This is a genomic window from Amycolatopsis tolypomycina (assembly GCF_900105945.1).
Classification (GTDB): Bacteria; Actinomycetota; Actinomycetes; order Mycobacteriales; family Pseudonocardiaceae; genus Amycolatopsis; species Amycolatopsis tolypomycina.
On the sequence record NZ_FNSO01000004.1, the window covers coordinates 1144289 to 1164184 of the forward strand.

A 19896-nucleotide genomic window follows, 5' to 3' on the forward strand; every position below is an offset into this window, starting at 1 on the left:
ACCGCGGGACACCGCGCCCCCGACCATGACATCCGCCAAGATCGTGGTGGCTGGCGGCTTCGGTGCGGGGAAGACGACGTTCGTCGGGTCGGTCTCGGAGATCGTGCCGCTGACCACCGAGGCGATGATGACCGACGCCAGCGTGGGGGTCGACAACCTCGACCACACGCCGGGCAAGTCGACGACGACCGTGGCGATGGACTTCGGCCGGGTGTCGCTGGACGCGGACCTGATCCTCTACCTGTTCGGCACGCCCGGGCAGCAGCGGTTCTGGTTCATGTGGGACGACCTGGTCCGCGGCGCCATCGGCGCGGTGGTGCTGGCCGACACGCGCCGGCTGGCCGACTCGTTCGCGCCGATCGACTTCTTCGAGGACCGCGGGCTGCCGTACATCGTCGGCATCAACACGTTCGACGGCGTGCTGGAGCACGACATCAACGACGTCCGCGAGGCCCTGTCGATCGACCCGAACATCCCGATCGTCCGGTGTGACGCCCGGGACCGCGAGTCGACCAAGCAGACGCTGATCACGCTGGTCGAGTACGCCATGCGGCAGTGGATCGCGCTGCGGGCGGCCAACGCGCGCTGACCAGCCCCGGGGCCCGGGGCATACCCGGGCCCGGCGCTGCCTCACGCACGGCGGTGGCGCAGCAGCACGACCTGGTCGTCGAACATGCGCGACTGCGCCAGTTCCAGGCCGAGCCGCGCGGTGCCCTCGGCGAACGGCCGCTTGCCGCCGCCGAGGACGACCGGGTGCACGAACACCTGGTACTCGTCGATCAGGCCACGCGCGGTCAGCGCGGCGGCCAGTTCCGCGCCGCCCATGAGCAGCAGGTCGCCGCCCGGTTCGGCCTTGAGCGCCGCCACCGCTTCGCCCAGGTCGCCGCCGAAGACGCGGGTGTTCCAGTCCGCCTTCTCCAGCGTCCGCGAGAACACGACCTTCGGCGTCTCCCGCCAGACGGGCGCGAAGGCGATGTCGTGCGGGTGGTCCGAGATCGACTCGGCCTCCGGCCAGTACGCGGACATCATGTCCCAGACCTTCCGCCCGTAGGCGAACGCGCCGGCGCGGGCGCTCAGCTCCTGCGAGTAGGCCGAGAGCTCCGGGCCCATGACCGGCCAGTCGAACTCCCCGTTCGGGCCTTCGACGCAGCCGTCGAGCGAAGTGTGGACCATGTAGACGATCTCGCGCATTTCCGTCTCCTCCTGTCGGGTCTGACACGAGGGGGTCGGAGCCGCGGAGGCGGACCGGACACGGGTGCCGGAAAAAGTTCTCAGTACTCGTCGTGACGGCGCCACCACGAGCTGGGCGCGTCGTCGCCGCGGCTCTCCTCTTCCCACGCTTCCTGACGGCCCAGCGGCGTGATGTCGAGGTAGCGGTGCGACGACAGGAACATCTCGCCGCCCCGGCCCGAGGTGAAGTAGGTGCGGTAGACGTCGTCGCCGTCGCGGAAGAACACGCTGACGCCGAAACCCCGTCCGACGCCGCAGTCCTCGGTGAAGTCGCTGCCGTGCGCGGACACCCACGGCACGTCCCAGCCCATCCGCGCCTTGTACCGCTCGATCTCCGCCAGGGTCGCCGGCGCGACGACCTTCAGCGTGACGTCGCGGGCGTGCAGGTGCGCCAGGTGCGGCAGGTTGTCGACGACCAGCGAGCAGCCGGGGCAGCCCGCCTCGTCGCCCGGGTGCAGCATGAAGTGGTAGACGATCAGCTGGCGGCGGCCGTCGAACAGGTCGAGCAGGCTCCGCTTCCCTTCGGCCGACTCGAACTCGTACGGCTTGGCGAAGGGCACCATCGGCAGCCGACGGCGTTCGGCGGCGAGGTGGTCCGCCGCCTTCATGAGCTCCTTCTCCTTGACGAGCAGCGCGTCGCGCGCGGCCTGCCATTCCTCCGGCGAAACGATCTCGGGCAGGGTGGCGGTCATCGGGCGTCCTTTCGTCGGATGAAGCCGGTCAGGTCGTCGAAGCAGGAGGTCCAGCCCTCGTCGTGGCCGTCGCGGTCGGCGGCGGTCGGGAAGCCGGTCTGGACGAAGGTCATCTCGGTCTTGCCGTCGAGGTCGGCGAAGTCGATCGTCACCAGGGTCTCGGTGCGCAGGTCGCCCTCGGTGTCCCAGACGAAGGTGAAGACCAGCCGTTCCGGGACGGCGACCTCGCGGTAGACGCCGTGCATCCAGTGCTCGTCACCCTCGGGGGAGCGGATGCACGCCCGCCAGGCGCCGCCGGGCCGGGTGGCGAGGGTGACGGCGGAGCCGGTGTAGCCGCGCGGGCCGAGCCAGCTCGCGAGCTGGTCGGGATCGGTCCACGCGGCGAAGACGAGCTCGCGCGGGGCGTCGAACACGCGGGTGATGGTGAGGTCAGGCATCGCCGGTCAGGCTCCTCAGGTGCTCCTCGAGGCGGTCGAACCCGTCGTCCCAGAAGCGCCGGTAGGTCGCGACCCAGTCGGCGACGTCTGCCAGGGGTTTCGCCTCCAGCCGGCAGGGCCGCCACTGCCGGGTGCGGCCGCGGGTGATCAACCCGGCCTCTTCCAGGACCTTCAGGTGCCGGGACACCGCGGGCAGGCTCATCGGGAACGGCTCGGCGAGCTCGTTCACGGTCGCTTCGCCCGCCGACAGGCGGGCGAGGATGGCGCGCCGGGTCGGGTCGGCGAGGGCCGAGAACGTGCGGCTCAACGTGTCTTTCATTTCACCATCCTGTTAATTAACGCACTCGTTAAATATAGGCCCGAGCTGGCCCTTGTCAAGGTTCTCCGGAGCTGCCCTGAGAGCCGCGTCACTGGTCCTCGGGTTTCCAATAGTAGGAAGCCAAAGTATTTTGGAGAGATGAGCAGCGAGCTGTACCGCCCCGTGCACCCCGTCCGGTTCGTCACCGCGTCGAGCCTCTTCGACGGCCACGACGCATCGATCAACATCATGCGGCGGATCCTGCAGTCGCAGGGCGCGGAGGTCGTCCACCTCGGCCACAACCGGTCGGTCGACGAGGTCGCCACCGCGGCCATCGCCGAGGACGTCCAGGGTGTCGCCATCTCTGCTTACCAGGGCGGGCACGTCGAGTACTTCTCCTACCTGGTGGAGCTGCTGCGCGAGCGCGGCGCCGGGCACATCAAGGTCTTCGGCGGCGGGGGCGGGGTGATCGTGCGCGAGGAGATCGAGCTGCTGCACTCGCGCGGCGTCGCCCGCATCTTCTCGCCCGAGGACGGCTACGAGATGGGCCTGCCGGGCATGATCAACTTCATGGTCAAGGCCTGCGACGTCGACCTGGCGGCCGAGGCCCCCGCGCTGGACAAGGTGCTCTCCGGGGACGTCGCCGCGCTGTCGCGGGTCATCACCCAGCTGCAGGCTTCGACGCTGCCCGGTGAACTGCTGAGCGGCATCACCGAGGCCGCGGGCAAGCGCGCCGTGCCGGTGCTCGGTATCACCGGCACCGGCGGCTCGGGCAAGTCGTCGCTCACCGACGAGCTGATCCGCCGCTTCCGCCTCGACCAGGAGGACAAGCTGCGGATCGCGGTGCTCGCCGTCGACCCGTCGCGGCGCAAGGGCGGCGGCGCGCTGCTCGGCGACCGCATCCGGATGAACTGCCTCGACGGCTCGCCGGTGTACTTCCGCTCGCTGGCCACGCGCACGACGTCGGGGGAGATCCCGGCCGGGCTGAGCGAGTCGATCCTGGCCTGCAAGGCCGCCGGGTTCGACCTGGTGATCGTCGAGACGCCGGGCATCGGCCAGGGCGACGCCGGGATCGTCGACTTCGTGGACGAGTCGCTGTACGTGATGACGCCGGAGTTCGGCGCCGCGTCGCAGCTGGAGAAGATCGACATGCTCGACTTCGCCGACGTCGTCGCGATCAACAAGTTCGAGCGCCGCGGCGCCGAGGACGCCCGCCGCGACGTCGCGCGCCAGCTCGTGCGCAACCGGGAAGCCTTCTCGTCTTCGCCGGAGGACATGCCGGTGTACGGCACGAGCGCGGCGAAGTTCAACGACGACGGCGTCACCGCGCTGTACCAGCACCTGCGCGGCATGCTCGCCGAGCGCGGCCTGACCGTCTCGGCCGGTACGCTGCCCCGCGTGGAAGGCAAGGTATCCACGGACGCGTCGACGATCATCCCGGGCAACCGGTCGCGGTACCTGGCCGAGATCTCCGAGACCGTGCGCGGTTACCACGCGAAGACGCAAGCGCAGGTGGCCGCGGTCCGCAAGCGCGAGGCACTGGCCCTGGCACGCGCCGAACTGTCCAAGGTGGACGCTTCGACCGACGCGCTGGACGGCCTGCTCGCCGCGGCCGAGTCCGATGTGGACGGCGAGTCGACAAAGCTCCTCGAGCGGTTCACGGCGCTGGCCGAGGAGTACCGCCAGGACGAGCTGGTCGTCAAGATCCGCGACAAGGAGCTGCGCACCCAGCTGTGGCGCGACACGCTGTCGGGCAACCGGATCCCGCGCGTCGCCCTGCCGCGGTACGCCGAGTCCGGCGAGCTGCTGTCGTTCCTGCGCCGCGAGAACCTGCCGGGCTACTTCCCGTACACCGCGGGCGTCTTCCCGTTCAAGCGCGACGGCGAGGACCCGGCGCGGATGTTCGCCGGCGAGGGTGACGCGTTCCGCACCAACCGCCGCTTCAAGCTGTTGTCGGCCGACTCGGAGGCCAAGCGGCTCTCGACGGCGTTCGACTCGGTCACGCTCTACGGCCACGACCCCGACACCCGCCCCGACATCTACGGCAAGGTCGGCACGTCGGGCGTGTCCATCGCGACGCTCGACGACATGAAGGTGCTCTACGACGGCTTCGACCTGACCGCGCCGAACACGTCGGTGTCGATGACCATCAACGGCCCGGCGCCGACGATCCTCGCCTTCTTCCTCAACACGGCGATCGACCAGAAGCTGACGGCGTTCCGCGAGGAGCACGGTCGCGAGCCGTCCGACGCCGAGGCCGCCGAGCTGCGCGAGTGGGTGCTGCGCAACGTCCGTGGCACGGTGCAGGCCGACATCCTCAAGGAGGACCAGGGCCAGAACACCTGCATCTTCTCCACCGAGTTCAGCCTCCGGATGATGGCCGACATCCAGGAGTGGTTCATCGAGCACGGCGTGCGGAACTTCTACTCGGTGTCGATTTCCGGCTACCACATCGCCGAGGCCGGGGCGAACCCGATCTCGCAGCTGGCGTTCACGCTGTCCAACGGCTTCACCTACGTCGAGTCGTACCTGGCCCGCGGCATGGACATCGACGACTTCGCGCCGAACCTGTCGTTCTTCTTCTCCAACGGCATGGACGCGGAGTACTCGGTGCTCGGCCGGGTGGCGCGGCGGATCTGGGCCGTGGCCATGCGCGAGCGCTACGGCGCGAACGAGCGGTCGCAGAAGCTCAAGTACCACGTGCAGACGTCCGGCCGGTCGCTGCACGCGCAGGAGATGAGCTTCAACGACATCCGCACCACGCTGCAGGCGCTCTGCGCGCTGTACGACAACGCGAACTCCCTGCACACCAACGCGTTCGACGAGGCGATCACGACGCCGTCGGAGTCGTCGGTGCGCCGCGCGATGGCCATCCAGATGATCATCAACAAGGAGTGGGGCCTGTCGAAGAACGAGAACCCGCTGCAGGGTTCGTTCGTCATCGACGAGCTGACCGACCTGGTCGAGGAGGCCGTGCTGGCCGAGTTCGACCGGATTTCCGAGCGCGGCGGCGTGCTCGGCGCGATGGAGACCGGCTACCAGCGCGGCAAGATCCAGGACGAGTCGATCCTGTACGAGCGCAAGAAGCACGACGGCTCGCTGCCGATCATCGGCGTCAACACGTTCCGCAACCCGCACGCGGGCGAGGAGGACGTCGAGGTCGAGCTGGCCCGCGCGACGGAGGACGAGAAGAAGTCCCAGCTGGACCGTCTCGCGGACTTCCAGCACCGCCACCACGAGGAGGCCCAGCAGGCCCTGAAGGCCCTGCGCGAGGCAGCCACCCGCGGCGGCAACCTGTTCGGGGTGCTGGTGGACGCCGCGCGGGTGTGCTCGCTCGGTCAGATCACGGAGGCGTTCTTCGAGGTCGGCGGCCAGTACCGGCGCAACGTCTAGCGGCGCACCGCGCTCAGCCGCCAGACCGGGACCAGGACACGGCCGTCGGCATCGGTGCCCAGCCGGTCCAGCTCGGCCGGATCCTGGTCCAGGATCGCCCGGACGCTCTGCCGCAGCTCTTCCGCCGTCATCGACGTCGTGTAGAGCGTCGGTTCGAGCGTCTCGATCGTCCAGTCCTTCCCGACGGTCTCGCGCAGGTCGGCCTCGCTGATCAGGTACGGCGCCGGGAAGCCCGCCGGCATGTCCGTCGAGAAGGCGAACAGGTGCAGCCGCGCGCCCGGGCGCGTCGCCCGCGTCAGCGCGTCGAGGTACTGACGCCGCTGGTCCTCGCTCAGGCAGTGGTACAGCGCGCTGTCGAGGACCGTGTCGAAGCGGCCTTCGTAGCCTTCGAGCTTCGTCGCGTCGGCCACGGCGAAGGTGACGCCCGGCGCGCGTTCACGAGCCTGCTCGATCGCCGACGGCGCGCCGTCCAGGCCGGTGACCCGCAGGCCGCGCGAGGCGAGGAACGCGGAGTTGTCACCCAGGCCGCAGCCGATGTCGAGCACTTCGCCGGTGAACGCGCCGGCGTCGGCCAGCGCGACGACCGCGGGCTGTGGCGCGCCGAGGTCCCACGGCATCTTCCGGCCCATCGGGGTGGCGCCCTGGTAGAGATCCTCGAAGTCGACGTCCCGCACGTCCATGACTACCCCCTTATTCAACGTATGATGAGATGACTCCATCGTGCACCCGCTGTCAACCCGGTGGTAGTCCTGGAGGCATGAAATTCGGGATCTCCACATTCGTCACCGACGAGGGCATCCGCCCGGACGTGCTGGGCGCGGCCCTGGAAGAACGCGGCTTCGATTCGCTGTGGCTGGCCGAGCACTCGCACATCCCGGTGAGCCGGGAAAGCCCGTACCCGGGCGGCGGCGAGCTGCCGCGCGTGTACTACCGCACGCTCGATCCGTTCGTGGCGCTCACCGCCGCGGCGACGGCGACGTCGGAGCTGCTGCTCGGCACCGGCATCGCCCTGCTGATCCAGCGCGACCTGATCCACACGGCCAAGGAGGTCGCCTCCCTGGACCTGATCTCCGACGGCCGCGCGCTGTTCGGCGTCGGCGTCGGCTGGAACCGGGAGGAGATGCGCAACCACGGCACCGACCCGAAGACGCGCGGTGCCCTGATCGACGAGCAGCTGGCCGCGCTGAAGGAGATCTGGACCAAGGACGAGGCCGAATTCCACGGCGAGCACATCGACCTCGACCCGATCTTCAGCTGGCCGAAGCCGGTGCAGAAGCCGCACGTCCCGATCTACATCGGCGGCGAGAGCGAAGCGGCCCTGAACCGCCTGGCCAAGTACGGCGACGGCTGGCTGCTTCGCGGCTACACGAAGTACCAGGAGGCCCAGCGCGTCCGCGGCTGGCTGGCGGACCAGGGCCGCGAAGACGTGCAGTTCGCGGTCTTCGGCGGCCCGACGATCCCGAAGGTGATCGACGGCTTCCGTGAGGCCGGCGTCGAGCGGTACACGTTCCTGCTGGACACGCTGCCGGAGGCGGAGACGCTCAAGGCCCTCGACGAGCTGGCCGAGGTGGCCGCGGCGCACCCCTGAGGCGGCGGCTACTTGTCCAGCAGCAGGTGAACCGACAGTTCGAGGCGGTTCGCGACGTCGGCCGCCGAGGCGCGGCGGGTCACCCAGGCCACCAGGTTGGCCATCCAGACGTCCGCGACGACGTGGAAGATGTCGCGGTCCGCCTCGGTCGGCTCGGCGATGCCCATCGCCTTGGCGAACATGTTCTCCATCAGCCGCCCGACCTGCTCGACCTCGGCGGCGGCGGAGGTGTCGGCGAACATGAACGCGCGCACCATCGCCTCGGTGAGGTGCGGGTCGCGCTGCATCATGCGGGTGTTGCGGCCGAGCACGAACATCAGCCGCTCGGCGGGCGTCTCGCCCGGGATGGCCTGGCGCTCCAGCTTCTCCTGCGCGCGCTCGAACTCGCGGGCCAGCCCCGAGACGAGCAGGTGGATCTTCGAGGGGAAGTACCGGTACAGCGTGCCGAGGGCGACGTCGGCCTTCTCGGCGACGGCGCGCATCTGGACGGCGTCGTAACCGCCCTTCGAGGCGAGCGCGAGGGTGGCGTCGATGATCCGGCGGCGGCGGTCGCGCTGGGCGGCCGAGCCGAGTTCGTCGGCCCCGATCGCGCTCAGGCCGTTGCCGCGGGCCTTGGTCTTGCCTGGCATCGGCATTCCCCTGTCCTTCGGAACTTGTTCCAGTTCAGGACGTAGATTACCTGTCCTGGCGAACCTCGCGACAATTGACCCACTGGCCGGAAAACTATAACACGTTCTACACTTGCGAGTAGTGTCCGTCACCCGCGAGGAGGCCCCATGCCGGTCGCGCTCACCGAGGAACAGCTCGCGCTGGCCGAGGCGATCCACGCCTGGTCCGCGGCGCACCACCCGCGAGCGGCGGTCCGCGCGGCGGAAACCGGGGCCGGCGCGGGCATTCCCGCGGGCTTCGCCGGGATCGGCCTCTTCGGCGTCGCGCTGCCCGAGGCGGCGGGCGGGGCCGGCGGCAGTGTCGCCGACCTCGCCGCCGGGCTCGCCGCGGCGGCGGAGGAACTCGTTCCCGGTCCGGTGCTGGGCACCGCGCTCGCCGGCCTCCTGCTCGCCGACGTCCCCGACGCGAAGGAGCTCCTCCCGGCCCTCGCCGAGGGCGAAGCCACCGTCGCCGTGCTGCTCGACGCCGTGTCCCTCGAGGACGGCGTCAGCGGGCCCGTGCCCGGGGCGCACCCGGGCGCCTGGCTGCTGGTCCCGGTCGACGGCGGCCACGTCCTGCTCGCGCCCGGCACGCCCGGCGTGACCGTCGAGCCCCTCGCCGCGTTCGACTTCTCGCGCCCGCTGGCGCGCATCCGGTTCTCGGGCGTCCGTGCCGACGTGCTCACCTTGCCGGCGGTGGACTCGGTGGCCGCGACCCTGGCCGCGGCCGAGGCGGCGGGCGTGGCGCGGCGGTGCCTGACCGTCGCCGTCGAGTACGCCGGGGTCCGCGAGCAGTTCGGCAAGCCCATCGGGGCGTTCCAGGCGATCAAGCACCTGTGCGCCGAGATGCTGTGCCGCGCCGAAGCCGCCGAAGCGCTGGCCTGGGACGCCGCTTCCGGGCAGCACCCGCTTTCGGTGGCGAGCGCGGCCGTCGTCGCCCTCGACGCGGCCGTCGCCAACGCCAAGGACTGCGTCCAGGTCCTCGGCGGGATCGGGTTCACCTGGGAGCACGACGCGCACCTGTACCTGCGCCGGGCCGTGGCCCTGCGGCAGTGGCTCGGCGGGGCGTGGCGGCGGCGGGCGGCGGCGCTGGCGCTGTCGGGGACCGAGCGCGCCTTGGGCATCGACGTCGGTGACGACCCTGCGCTGCGCGAAGAGGTCGCGCGGATCGCCGCGCTGCCTGCTTCGGAACAGCGGATCGCCTTGGCCGACGCCGGTCTGCTGACGCCGCACTGGCCGGCGCCCTACGGCCGCGGTGCCGATGCCGCGGAGCAGTTGCGGATCGACTTCGCGCTGGCGTCCGCCGGGGTCCGCCGCCCGGACCTGGTGATCGGCGCCTGGGCGGTGCCGACGATCCTCGAGCACGGCAGCGACGAGCAGCGCGACCGGTTCGCCCGGCCCACCCTGCGCGGCGAGCTCACGTGGTGCCAGCTGTTCAGCGAGCCCGGCGCCGGCTCCGACCTGGCGTCGCTGCGGACGACGGCCCGGCGCGTCGACGGCGGCTGGCGGCTGTCCGGGCAGAAGGTGTGGACGTCGCTGGCCCGCGAAGCCGACTGGGGCATCTGCCTGGCCCGCACCGACCCGGACGTGCCCAAGCACAAGGGCATCACGTACTTCCTGGTCGACATGCGTGCCGCCGGTATCACGACGCGGCCGCTGCGCGAGATCACCGGCGAGGCGGTGTTCAACGAGGTGTTCCTCGACGACGTGTTCGTGCCGGACACCGACGTCGTCGGCCCGCCCGGCGGCGGCTGGCGGCTCGCGCGGACGACGCTGGCCAACGAGCGGGTCGCCATCGGCAGCGGCTCGGCGGTCGGCGAGAGCGTGCAGACACTCGTGTCCACTTTGGACGCAGCCGCACTGGACGACGTCGCGCTGGACCGCCTGGGCGCGCTGGTGGCCGACGGCGTCGCGGGCTCGGTCCTGGACCTGCGCGCGGCGTTGCGCCGGCTCGGCGGCCAGGACCCGGGCGCCGAGTCGAGCGTCCGGAAACTGCTCGGCGTCCAGCACCGCCAGGACGTGGCCGAGTTCGCGCTGACGCTGGCCGGCCCGGCCGCCCTGCTCGCCGACGGCCCGGCCCAGCACGAGTTCCTGCTGACCCGCTGCCTGTCGATCGCGGGCGGCACGACGCAGGTCCTGCGGTCCCTCACGGCCGAACGCCTGCTGGGCCTGCCCCGCGGCTGATGCCCCTCGGCGCACGGGTGGGTTGCGTTGCGCAACGGTGCGAACGGTCCGTTCGCGCCGCCGAGGGCAAAACTGTCGGGGTCGTGTTCTAGCGTTGCGGTCGTGGAGTTCAGCGCAGGCACCCAGGCCACCTACCTCCCCGCGGACCCCCCGCGGCGCGGGGTGCTGGCCCTGTGGGGCGAGAACGTGGCCGGCGGGACCACGATCGAGCTCGTGCTACCCCGCGGGGCCAAGTTCGCGCGGACGAAGGTCGACGCCGAGCTGGTCCCGCTGGAGCGGGCCCTGCCGAGGCTGTTGTCGGTGGGGGAGGAGGCCGGCCCGGCGGTGGCGGCGTGGGCGGCGGCCGTCAACGCGGGGGTGAACCTCGTCGCGCGCGGCCGGCTGCGCCCGGCCGCGTCGCCGGGCGGGGCGGCGGCCTGGCGGATCGGCCCGCTGGACGCCGCCGACGAGGAGCTCCTGCGCGGGCTGGCCGGCGCCCTGCCGCCGGAGGCGTACGCGCTGCCGTTGACGGGGCTGAAGCGCATCCGCCTGCACTCGCCGGATTCCCTGGTCCGAGCCCTCTGGGACGCGACGGCCGACCTCCTGGTCCGCAGCCCGGCGGCCCCGGTCGGCGCGGGCGACCCGGCGTTCGCGGCGCGCGAGCCGGCGCTGCTCGGCCCGGACGGCGCGGCCTGGCTCGCCGAGCTGGAGGCCCGCGAGCCCCGCGGGGTCCAGGTGCTCCTGCGGATCAAAGGCCTCGACGACGACTCGTTCGCCGGGGTACTGGCGGTCCGCAGCATGGCGGAGCCCAGCCTGGTGGTGGAGGCGGCCACGCTGTGGGACGCCCCGGACGCGGTCCTGAACCGCCTCGGCGACCAGGTGGAGACCCAGTTGCTGCTGGGCCTGCGCCGCGGCGCGCGGGCCTGGCCACCCCTGGGCCGGGTCCTGGCCCAGGCCACGCCCGATTCGCTGCCGCTGTCCGACGAAGAGGTGGTCGAACTCCTCACCGACGGCGCCCGCGAGCTGGGCGGCGCCGGTATCGAGGTGCTCTGGTCGAAGGGCCTGTTCGCGGGCGAAGTGAAGGCTCGGGCGAGCGCCACCCAAGCGCCGGCGAGCGTCACGGAGGCGGAGTTCGCCCTGCGGTCGCTGCTGGAGTTCCGCTGGCAGCTCAGCCTCGGCGGAGAGCAGCTGACCGAAGCCGAGGTGGCGGCGCTGGCGGAAGCCAAGCGCCCCCTGGTCCGCCTGCGCGGCCAGTGGGTGCGGGTCGACCCCCAGTTGCTGGCGAGGGTGCGCGGGCGCACCCGCAAGCTGGAGGCGGGCGAGGCCCTGGCGGCGGCGTTGACGGGCGAGCTCGAGGTCGACGGCGAGCGGGTCGAGTTCGCGGCACCGCCGGCACTGGGCGGGCTGGCATCGCGCATCCGGGGCCGGACGGAGGCTTCGGTGGCCCCACCGGAGGGGTTGCAGGCGACACTGAGGCCGTACCAGCAGGCGGGCTTGTCATGGCTGGCCACGATGACGGGTCTGGGCCTGGGCGCGTGCCTGGCGGACGACATGGGGCTGGGCAAGACGATCCAGCTGATCGCCCTCCACCTCCACCGGCGCGACCTGGCAAAGTCCGGCGCGCTGCAGCCAGGCCCGGCGCATCCCGGCGAGGCGGAGCTTCTTTCCGGTGGCGGGCTCGGGCCGGTCGGTGAGTTCGTGCCGTCCCCGGCCGTGGGGCCCGGCGAAGCCGAGCTTCCTTCCGGTGGCGAGCCCGAGCCGACCGGCCAGGCCGTGCCGACCGCCGATCCCGAGCCCGCACCCGGCGGCCGATCCCCGTCGACCGGCGCTGCCCAGCCCCCGCGAGCCGCAGGCGGGCCGACCCTCGTCCTCTGTCCCACCTCCCTCCTCGGCAACTGGGAGCGCGAGTTCGCCCGCTTCGCGCCCGAAATCCCCGTCCGGCGGTTCCACGGCGGCCGCCGTCACCTCGACGACCTCGCTCCCGACGAGGTCGTCCTCGCCACCTACGGCGTCCTCCGCCGCGACCGCGAGACACTGTCCGAAGTGGACTGGGGCCTGGTCGCCGCCGATGAGGCGCAGCACGTCAAGAACCCGCTGTCCGCCACCGCCAAGGAACTGCGCAAGATCCCCGCGCAGGCCAAGGTCGCCCTCACCGGCACGCCCGTCGAAAACCGGCTCACCGAACTGTGGTCCATTGTGGACTGGACCACCCCCGGCCTGCTGGGCCCGCTCGACCGATTCCGCCGCACCGTCGCGCGCCCGATCGAACGCGATCGCGACAAGGCGGTCACCGAACGGCTGGCCGCCACCGTCCGGCCGTTCCTGCTGCGGCGGCGCAAGACCGACCCCGACATCGCCCCGGAGCTCCCACCCAAGACCGAGACCGACCGGTTCGTCCCGCTCACCGCCGAGCAGACCACGCTCTACGAGGCCGTCGTGCGGGAAAACCTGGCCGAAATCCGGGAAAAGGCGGGCATCGAACGGCGCGGGCAGGTGCTGCGGCTGCTCACCGAACTCAAGCAGATCTGCAACCACCCCGCCCAGTTCCTCAAGGAACCGCACGGCGCGCTCACCGGCCGCTCCGGCAAGCTCGCCGCCTTCGAAGAACTCCTCGACGTCATCCTCGACGAAGGCGAAAGCGTCCTGGTCTTCAGCCAGTACGTCCAGCTCTGCCGCCTGCTCGAGCGCCGCCTCAAGGACCGTGGCCTGCCCACCGAACTGCTCTCCGGCGACAGCTCCCCGGCGAAACGGCAGGACATGGTCGACCGGTTCCAGGCCGGCGAGATCCCCGTGTTCCTGCTCTCCCTCAAGGCCGGCGGTGTCGGGCTCAACCTCACCCGGGCCACCCACGTCATCCACTACGACCGCTGGTGGAACCCGGCCGTGGAAGACCAGGCCACCGACCGCGCCTACCGGATCGGGCAGGACAGGCCGGTCCAGGTGCACCGGCTGATCGCCGAGGGCACCCTCGAAGAGCGGATCGCGCAGGTCCTCGAAAAGAAACGCGGCCTCGCCGAGTCGATCGTCGGCGCGGGGGAGGACTGGATCACCGAGCTGTCCGACGACGAGCTCGCCGACCTGGTCCGGCTCGGGAGCGGGTGATGCCCCCGAGGCGGAACTTCGGCACGACGTGGTGGGGCCGCGCCTGGGTCGAGGCCCTGGAGCAGCGCGCGAAACTCGACCCGAACCGGCTGCCCCGCGGGCGCACGTACGCGCGCAAGGGCACCGTCAGCGAGCTGCACTTCGGCGCCGGCGAGATGACGGCGCGGGTGCGTGGCAGCAGGCCGACCCCGTACAAGGTCACCATCACGATGCGCACCTTCACCGACGGCGAGTGGGACAAGCTGCTCGGCGTGGTCGGCACCCGCCTCGGCCACGCGGCGGCCCTGCTCGACGGCGAACTGCCGGGCGCTCTCACCGAGCAGGCGCGCGAAGCGGGCGTCGACCTGCTGCCGGGCCCTGGCGACCTGCGGCCGCGGTGCTCGTGCCCGGACTCGGCGAACCCGTGCAAGCACGTCGCCGCGGTGTACTACCTGGTCGCCGACGAGGTCGACCGCGACCCGTTCACGCTCTTCCTGCTGCGCGGCCGCCCCCGCGCGGACGTCCTGGCCGAGCTGCGCGCCCGCCGCTCCCCGGCCCGCGGCGAGAAACCGAAGCTCCCGAAGCGCGCGGACGAGGGCCTGACCCCCCACGCGGCCTACGCGCGCCGCCCGGGCGCGATCCCCGCCCTGCCGCCACCACCGCGGGTGCCCGGCCCGCCGGCGGTCCTGGACCTCGACCCACCCCCGGCGACAGGCTGGACGGCGGCGGCACTCTCCGCACTGGCGGCCGACGCGGCCTCCCTCGCCCGCGACCTCCTGGCCGTCGGCCCGACGGCGGCGGAGCTGACGTTCGAGGAAGACCTGGCCCGCCGCGCGGCCGGCCGAACAAGCGCCGAAATCCCCACCCTGGCCACGGCAGCAGGAGTGTCCACAAGGGACCTGACCCACTGGGCCGAGGCCTGGCGCGAAGCCGGCCGCGGCGGCTTGGCCGCACTGCGGGAGGCGTGGCAGCCCGGGCCGGGTCCCCTCGCCGAGGCACAGGCGGTCCTGGCCGACGCGGGCCTGCCGGGCAAGCCGAAGATCTGGCGCAACCGCGTGACCCAGGGAGAGCTGCAACTGCGCTACGGCCGTGACGCGCGCTGGTACCGCTTCGTCCGCGAAGGAACGGAGTGGCGCCTCGACGGCCCACCTTCGGCAAGCCCCCTGGACCTCGTCTACTGACCGGCAGAACCTACCGGTGCTCGGCCTTCCAAGCGTTGTAGGTGAAGTCCAGGAACCGAGCCACCCCGCGCACCACGTGCGCCGAACGCACCGACGTGAACACGTCGAAAGCGTGCTGCGCCCCCGCCAACTCCGCATACGCCACCGGTTGCCGCGACTTCTCCCGCAGCCGCGACACGAACTCGCGTGCCTCGCGCACCGGGACCAGCGAATCGTCCCGGCCGTGGATCACGAAAAACGGTGGTGCGTCCGTCGTGATCCGGTCCAGCGGGGATGCCGCGATGTAGTCGTCCAGGTGGGCCACCGGGTCGCGGTCCGGGGCGAACACCCGGCGGGCGATCAGGCTCTCCAGCCGGTACTTGCTCGCCGGTGCGCCCGACGTCGCCGCGAAGTCGTACACGCCGTAGTGCGGTACGCAGGCCTGGATGCTCGTGTCCACGTCCTCGAACGACGGCTGCAGCGCCGGGTCGTTCTGGGACAACGCCAGCAACGCCGACAGGTGCCCGCCCGCCGAACCGCCCGTCACCGCCACGAACCGGGGGTCGCCGCCGTACGCGGTGATCGACGACCGGATCCAGGCCAGGGCCTGCTTGGCCGCGACGATGTGGGCCGGCCAGCGGTGGGCCGGGGAGAGCGGGTAGTTGATCGCGACGCACACCCAGCCGCGGCGGGCCAGGTAGCGCATCAGTGGCCTGCCCTGCTCCTCCTTGTTGCCGATCACCCACGCGCCGCCGTGGACCTGCAGCAGCACCGGGGCGCCCGAGACCGGCGAAGCCGGGCGGTACACGTCCAGCAGGAACCGCTTGCCGCCCGGGGCGTAGGCGATGTTGCGGTCGACGCGGACGTCCGGGGCGCCCATCCGGAACGGCAGCGCCAGCTCGCCCCACGGCAGGCCCAGATCGGACCGGCCCAGTTCCGAGGCGTAGTCCGCACCCAACGCCGACGTCAGCGCGTTCTCGATCTCCTCGCGGGCGCCGTGCCCGGTGCGGACCAGCGCGGCCAGCCCCGCTGCCGACGCGGCCGCCATCGCCAGGCCCGCCTTCGTCGACCGGTCGCCAACACCGTGGCGGGCCACGTGCAGCAGCGAATCCGCCGCCGTCAGCGCCAGGAACTGGGGCGCCAGCTCGCCGGTCAGCCAGCCGGCGAAGAACACCGGGATCGTCGTGGACCGCGCGCGCAGCGGGCGGAGCGCGTTGGCGGTGAGACCGAGCTGGACCGCGCGACGGATCAGGAAATTCGGCTGCACCACCGCGATGATACCGGCGAGTAGGGTGACGCGCCGCTCACCGGACGTGGCCTACCCTGGCGCCATGCAAAGACTGAGCGGCCTCGACGCGAGCTTCCTCTACCTCGAGACGTCGTCGCAGGTCCTGCACGTCTGCGGGCTGCTCGTCCTGGACGGCGAGACCGTCCCCGGCGGCTACACCTTCGCGAAGCTCCACGAGCAGCTCGACGAGCGGGTCCGGATGATCCCGGCGTTCCGCCGCAAACTGCACAACCCGCTCTGGAACCTCAGCCACCCCGTGTGGGTCGAGGACGAGGAGTTCGACCTCGACCACCACGTGCACCGCATCGGCGTGCCCGCGCCCGGCGACCGCGCCGAGCTGGCCGAGCTGTGCGCGCACATCGCCGGGCAGCAGCTCGACCGGGCGCGCCCGCTGTGGCAGCTGTACGTCATCGAGGGCCTCGCCGACGGCCAGCTCGCCGTGCTGCTCAAGATGCACCACGCGAGCGTCGACGGCGTCAGCGGCGCCAGCCTGATCACCTACCTGGCCGGCCTCGAGCCGGACGGGCCGATGCCCGAGGTCACCGGCCGGCGGAACGCTGGGCTGCCCGCGCCGCTGGACCTGCTCCGCTCCGGGGTCGAGAACGTCGTGAAACGGCCCGCCGAGGTCGCGCGGCTGCTGCCGGGCCTGCTGGGGCTGGTGCCGCGCTGGCTCGGCCGGGCGGTGCGCGGCAAGGGCATGCCGGTCCCGTTCACCGCGCCGCGGACGTCGCTGAACGGCACGATCACCGGGCACCGCAGCGTCGCCTTCGCCCAGCTCGACCTCGACGAGATCAAGGAAGTCAAGAACGCCTTCGGCGTCACCGTGAACGACGTCGTGCTGGCGCTCGTCGCCGGCGCTTTGCGGGAGTTCCTCGCCGAGCGCGGTGAGCTGCCCGAAGACCCGCTGGTGGCGACCGTCCCGGTTTCGGTGCACGACCGCACCGAACGCGAGCACGGCAGCAACAAGGTCTCGGCCTTCTTCGCCTCCCTGCCGACGCACCTGGCCGACCCGGCCGCGCGCGTGTTCTTCCTCGCCGAGGCCAACCGGCGCGCGAAGGACCATCACCACGACATCGACGCCGACATGCTGCAGGACTGGGCGCAGTTCTCGGCCGCGACGGCGTTCGGGCTCGCCGTGCGCGCCTATTCGGCGCTGCGCCTGGCCGAGAAGCACCCGGTGGTGCACAACCTGGTCGTCTCCAACGTGCCCGGCCCGCCGATGCCGCTGTACTTCCTGGGCGCGCGGATCACCGGCTTCTACCCGCTCGGCCCGGTCTTCCACGGCGCCGGGCTGAACGTCACCGTGCTGTCCAACGCGGGGAAGGTGCACGTCGGCCTGCTCGGTGCGCGGGAGCTGGTCAAGGACCTGTGGCCGCTCGCCGACGCGCTCCCGGACGCCCTCGCCGAGCTGCTCAAAGCCGCGGGCTGAGCACCACGACCGGGATCTCCCGCTCGGTCCACGCCTGGTACTTCGCGAAGTCCGCGTACAGCTCGACGAGCCGCGGCCACAGCTCCGCGCGTTCCGCGGCACCGGCGACCCGGGCGGTGACCCGGACACCCCGGCGGCCCTTGAGGTGGATGCGTGTCTCGGGGTGCGCCAGCAGGTTGCGGTACCACTGCGGGTGCCGCGGCAGCCCGCCCTGCGAGCCGACGATGACCACGTCGTCGCCGGCGCGCAAGTACAGCAGCGGGGTGGTGAACAGCCGCCCGGACCTGCGGCCGCGGTGCTCCAGCAGCAGCGTCGGCACCGGCTTGCGGAACCCGGCGCCCACCCGCCACTTGCTGCCGACGCGGCCGCCGGTCAGCTTGAACACGGCCACCTGCGCCTTCGCCATGTACTTCATGGCCTTCGCCGTCACGGGCGAGTCGAGGCCGTCGGGCTTGGCGTCGGGCAGGCTGAAGCGTCCCATCATGGTTTCCTTCCTCGGAGGGAGCCGACCGCGGCGAGCAGGGCGGGCACCCAGCGGTCGGCGGCCAGCACGCACGCGGCGTGCCCGGCCGCGACCTCGTAGGTGGCCGCGCCGGGGATCCGGTGGGCCAGCGACCGCTGGTGCGCGGGGGCGATGAACCGGTCCCGCGCGGTCACCACGACCGCGGCCGGCAGCCGCAGCGTGTGCAGCCACGGCCTCGAGTCGAACCGGCCGATCTCGTCGACGGCGACCGCGATCTCCCACGGCGTGGTCGACCGGAACTCCCGCAGCCCCCACCGGCGGTCGGCGAGCCGTTCGCGGGGGAGCGCGGCGGGCCCAATCGGTGCGGGCACAGCCGGCGGGGGCACGCGCTCGCGCAGCCGCCGCAGCGTCCGCCCGAACACCTCGAGGGCGACGCGCTGGCGCAGCCCCCGGCCGAAGTGGCCCGCGGTCGAGCACAGCACCAGCCCGGTAACACGTTCTGGTTCCGCGCGGGCCGCGAGCTGTGCGACCAGCCCGCCCATCGAGTACCCGGCGATCGCGAACCGGCCGATGCCGAGCGCGTCCGCGACCGCGGTGACGTCGTCCGCGCAGTCGGCCAGCCGGAACTCCGGCGAGCGGATGCCGCGGCCGTGCCAGCGCTGGTCGAACACCACGACGCGGTGGTGCCGCGCCAGTCGGGCGAGGGCCGGATACCAGGTCAGCAGGCCCGTGCAGGCCACCGAGTGCAGCAGGAAGAGCGCGGGCGCGTCCCGCGGGCCGATGTCGGTGACGACGGTCCGGCCGCGCCCCGGCAGGTCGAGCGGCACCGGGTCGGGCACGCCGGCGGTCGGTGGCACGGTGATCCGCCGCCGCCGCCTCCCTGCCATTGCGCCACCCCCGGGGGTTGCCGTGCCCACCCTTTCCGGTTAAGACTAGAACAGGTTTCACTATTGCGCCCGATCCGGAGGACAGGCGTGGACTTCGCCCTTGACGAAACGCAGACCGAGATCGCCGCACTCGCCGCGAAGGTGCTCGGGTCGCCGGACGACCCCTGGCGCGCCCTGGCGTCCTCGGGCCTGCTCGCCCTGGCCCTGCCGCCGGAGCTGGAAGGCGACGGCCTGGGCGTCGCGGAGGTCGCCCAGGTGCTGACCGAGGTCGGCCGGGCCGCCGCGCCGGTACCCGCGTACGCGGCGCTCGCCCTCGGCGTCCTGCCGATCGAGTCGCTCGGCACGCCCGCCCAGCGCGCGGAGCTCCTGCCGCCGGTCGCGGCCGGGGACGCGCTGCTCACCGCGGCCCTGCACGAGCCGTCGGCGCCGCTGACCGCCGAGCCCGCCGCGACCGCCCGGCCCCGAGACGGGAAATGGCTGGTCAACGGCGTGAAGACCGCCGTCCCGTACGCCGCGGGAGCCACCCGGATCCTCACCCCGGTCACCACCGCGCACGGCAGCGCCGTGTACCTCGTCGACCCGCGCGCCGACGGCGTCACGCTCGTCCCGACGCCCACCTCGGCCGGGACGCCGGAGTTCACCGTCCGGTTCGACGACGTCGCGGTCGAGGAAACCGACCTCCTCTTCGACCGCGGGGCGGTCGCGGCCCTGCACCGGTTCGCGCTGGCCGGCGCCCTCGCCGTCGGCGACGGCCTGCTGGCCGGCGCGCTCGCGCTGACCGTGAAGCACGTCGGCGAGCGCACCCAGTTCGGCCGCCCCCTCTCCGCCTTCCAGGCCGTGGCGGGCCAGATCGCCGACGTCTACGTGGCCGCGAGGACCGTGCACCTCGCTGTGACGTCGGCGGTGTGGCGGCTGGCTTCGGGACTCGACGCGGACGCCGAACTGGACGTCGCCGCCTACTGGTTCGCCGCTCAGGCCCCGGCCGCGCTGGCGACCTGCCACCACCTGCACGGCGGGGTCGGCGTCGACGAAACCTATCCGCTGCACCGGTATTCGTCGGCGGTCAAGGATCTCGGCCGGGCGCTCGGCGGGGCCGCGCACCGGCTCGGCAGGCTCGGCGAACGAGTGGCGGGGTGAACC

The 19896-nt window shown here is 72.3% G+C and carries 17 protein-coding genes; 8 read left to right on the plus strand and 9 right to left on the minus strand.

Annotated elements, in window-relative coordinates; translation table 11 throughout:
• Positions 1-25: 25 nt before the first annotated feature.
• Positions 26-589 carry a GTP-binding protein gene (locus tag BLW76_RS15985; protein WP_004561255.1) on the plus strand — a complete coding sequence of 188 codons (564 nt, stop codon included), beginning with the start codon at positions 26-28 and terminating at the stop codon, positions 587-589.
• Between the two features lie 41 nt (positions 590-630).
• Here BLW76_RS15985 and BLW76_RS15990 read toward each other — a convergent pair whose 3' ends face one another.
• From BLW76_RS15990 to BLW76_RS16005, 4 genes are all read right to left on the minus strand, one after another.
• Complete coding sequence (locus BLW76_RS15990) at positions 631-1191, minus strand: dihydrofolate reductase family protein (protein ID WP_091307872.1); 561 nt, start codon at positions 1189-1191, stop codon at positions 631-633.
• A gap of 80 nt (positions 1192-1271) precedes the next feature.
• On the minus strand, positions 1272-1922 hold the full coding sequence (locus BLW76_RS15995; protein WP_091307875.1) for a DUF899 domain-containing protein: 651 nt from the start codon (positions 1920-1922) through the stop codon (positions 1272-1274).
• Positions 1919-2359, minus strand: coding sequence for an SRPBCC family protein (locus BLW76_RS16000; protein ID WP_091307877.1), 441 nt, complete (start codon positions 2357-2359; stop codon positions 1919-1921). The genes BLW76_RS15995 and BLW76_RS16000 overlap by 4 nt, the downstream gene beginning before the upstream one ends.
• Complete coding sequence (locus BLW76_RS16005; RefSeq protein WP_091307880.1) at positions 2352-2678, minus strand: ArsR/SmtB family transcription factor; 327 nt, start codon at positions 2676-2678, stop codon at positions 2352-2354. Before BLW76_RS16005 ends, BLW76_RS16000 begins: the two co-directional genes overlap by 8 nt.
• Positions 2679-2816: 138 nt before the next feature.
• Between BLW76_RS16005 and icmF the strand changes: the two genes are divergently transcribed.
• A complete protein-coding gene (icmF, locus tag BLW76_RS16010) occupies positions 2817-6050 on the plus strand; it encodes a fused isobutyryl-CoA mutase/GTPase IcmF (protein ID WP_091307882.1) in 3234 nt (1077 codons plus the stop codon).
• Here icmF and BLW76_RS16015 read toward each other — a convergent pair.
• Positions 6047-6730 carry a class I SAM-dependent methyltransferase gene (locus tag BLW76_RS16015; protein ID WP_091307885.1) on the minus strand — a complete coding sequence of 228 codons (684 nt, stop codon included), beginning with the start codon at positions 6728-6730 and terminating at the stop codon, positions 6047-6049. The two genes, icmF and BLW76_RS16015, sit on opposite strands and share 4 nt — an antisense overlap.
• A 77-nt stretch (positions 6731-6807) precedes the next feature.
• Here BLW76_RS16015 and BLW76_RS16020 point away from each other — a divergent pair, with 77 nt between their 5' ends.
• Positions 6808-7638 carry an LLM class F420-dependent oxidoreductase gene (locus BLW76_RS16020; RefSeq protein ID WP_091307888.1) on the plus strand — a complete coding sequence of 277 codons (831 nt, stop codon included), beginning with the start codon at positions 6808-6810 and terminating at the stop codon, positions 7636-7638.
• Between the two features lie 8 nt (positions 7639-7646).
• Here BLW76_RS16020 and kstR read toward each other — a convergent pair whose 3' ends face one another.
• Positions 7647-8273 carry a cholesterol catabolism transcriptional regulator KstR gene (gene kstR / locus BLW76_RS16025; protein ID WP_091307891.1) on the minus strand — a complete coding sequence of 209 codons (627 nt, stop codon included), beginning with the start codon at positions 8271-8273 and terminating at the stop codon, positions 7647-7649.
• Positions 8274-8414: 141 nt separating this feature from the next.
• Between kstR and BLW76_RS16030 the strand changes: the two genes are divergently transcribed.
• The 3 genes from BLW76_RS16030 (at position 8415) to BLW76_RS16040 (ending at position 14710) form a co-directional block, all read left to right on the plus strand.
• Positions 8415-10469, plus strand: a complete 2055-nt coding sequence (locus BLW76_RS16030) for an acyl-CoA dehydrogenase family protein (RefSeq protein WP_091307893.1) — start codon at positions 8415-8417, stop codon at positions 10467-10469.
• 102 nt (positions 10470-10571) lie between these two features.
• Positions 10572-13550: an SNF2-related protein gene (locus tag BLW76_RS16035; protein WP_244170179.1), complete on the plus strand. Its 2979-nt coding sequence runs from the start codon at positions 10572-10574 to the stop codon at positions 13548-13550.
• Positions 13550-14710 (plus strand): SWIM zinc finger family protein, encoded by a 1161-nt coding sequence (locus BLW76_RS16040; RefSeq protein ID WP_091307896.1) that lies wholly within the window; start codon positions 13550-13552, stop codon positions 14708-14710. The genes BLW76_RS16035 and BLW76_RS16040 overlap by 1 nt, the downstream gene beginning before the upstream one ends.
• A 10-nt stretch (positions 14711-14720) precedes the next feature.
• Here BLW76_RS16040 and BLW76_RS16045 read toward each other — a convergent pair whose 3' ends face one another.
• Entirely contained in the window at positions 14721-15956 is a 1236-nt protein-coding gene (locus tag BLW76_RS16045) for an alpha/beta hydrolase (protein WP_091319447.1), read from the minus strand.
• Between the two features lie 64 nt (positions 15957-16020).
• Here BLW76_RS16045 and BLW76_RS16050 point away from each other — a divergent pair, with 64 nt between their 5' ends.
• Positions 16021-17406 (plus strand): WS/DGAT/MGAT family O-acyltransferase, encoded by a 1386-nt coding sequence (locus BLW76_RS16050; protein ID WP_091307898.1) that lies wholly within the window; start codon positions 16021-16023, stop codon positions 17404-17406.
• Here the strand turns inward: BLW76_RS16050 and BLW76_RS16055 are convergent.
• Both BLW76_RS16055 and BLW76_RS16060 read right to left on the minus strand, forming a co-directional pair.
• Complete coding sequence (locus tag BLW76_RS16055) at positions 17390-17887, minus strand: nitroreductase family deazaflavin-dependent oxidoreductase (RefSeq protein WP_167384622.1); 498 nt, start codon at positions 17885-17887, stop codon at positions 17390-17392. The two genes, BLW76_RS16050 and BLW76_RS16055, sit on opposite strands and share 17 nt — an antisense overlap.
• Positions 17887-18756, minus strand: a complete 870-nt coding sequence (locus BLW76_RS16060; RefSeq protein ID WP_091307902.1) for an alpha/beta fold hydrolase — start codon at positions 18754-18756, stop codon at positions 17887-17889. The genes BLW76_RS16055 and BLW76_RS16060 overlap by 1 nt, the downstream gene beginning before the upstream one ends.
• A gap of 87 nt (positions 18757-18843) precedes the next feature.
• Here BLW76_RS16060 and BLW76_RS16065 point away from each other — a divergent pair, with 87 nt between their 5' ends.
• Entirely contained in the window at positions 18844-19893 is a 1050-nt protein-coding gene (locus BLW76_RS16065; protein ID WP_091307905.1) for an acyl-CoA dehydrogenase family protein, read from the plus strand.
• Positions 19894-19896 lie beyond the last annotated feature (3 nt).

Coding starts and splice junctions, on each gene's coding strand:
- BLW76_RS15985 (WP_004561255.1), top strand. CDS start 26: ATGACATCCGCCAAGATCGTGGTGGCTGGCGGCTTCGGTGCGGGGAAG.
- BLW76_RS15990 (WP_091307872.1), bottom strand. CDS start 1,191: ATGCGCGAGATCGTCTACATGGTCCACACTTCGCTCGACGGCTGCGTC.
- BLW76_RS15995 (WP_091307875.1), bottom strand. CDS start 1,922: ATGACCGCCACCCTGCCCGAGATCGTTTCGCCGGAGGAATGGCAGGCC.
- BLW76_RS16000 (WP_091307877.1), bottom strand. CDS start 2,359: ATGCCTGACCTCACCATCACCCGCGTGTTCGACGCCCCGCGCGAGCTC.
- BLW76_RS16005 (WP_091307880.1), bottom strand. CDS start 2,678: ATGAAAGACACGTTGAGCCGCACGTTCTCGGCCCTCGCCGACCCGACC.
- icmF (WP_091307882.1), top strand. CDS start 2,817: ATGAGCAGCGAGCTGTACCGCCCCGTGCACCCCGTCCGGTTCGTCACC.
- BLW76_RS16015 (WP_091307885.1), bottom strand. CDS start 6,730: ATGGACGTGCGGGACGTCGACTTCGAGGATCTCTACCAGGGCGCCACC.
- BLW76_RS16020 (WP_091307888.1), top strand. CDS start 6,808: ATGAAATTCGGGATCTCCACATTCGTCACCGACGAGGGCATCCGCCCG.
- kstR (WP_091307891.1), bottom strand. CDS start 8,273: ATGCCGATGCCAGGCAAGACCAAGGCCCGCGGCAACGGCCTGAGCGCG.
- BLW76_RS16030 (WP_091307893.1), top strand. CDS start 8,415: ATGCCGGTCGCGCTCACCGAGGAACAGCTCGCGCTGGCCGAGGCGATC.
- BLW76_RS16040 (WP_091307896.1), top strand. CDS start 13,550: ATGCCCCCGAGGCGGAACTTCGGCACGACGTGGTGGGGCCGCGCCTGG.
- BLW76_RS16050 (WP_091307898.1), top strand. CDS start 16,021: ATGCAAAGACTGAGCGGCCTCGACGCGAGCTTCCTCTACCTCGAGACG.
- BLW76_RS16055 (WP_167384622.1), bottom strand. CDS start 17,887: ATGGGACGCTTCAGCCTGCCCGACGCCAAGCCCGACGGCCTCGACTCG.
- BLW76_RS16060 (WP_091307902.1), bottom strand. CDS start 18,756: ATGGCAGGGAGGCGGCGGCGGCGGATCACCGTGCCACCGACCGCCGGC.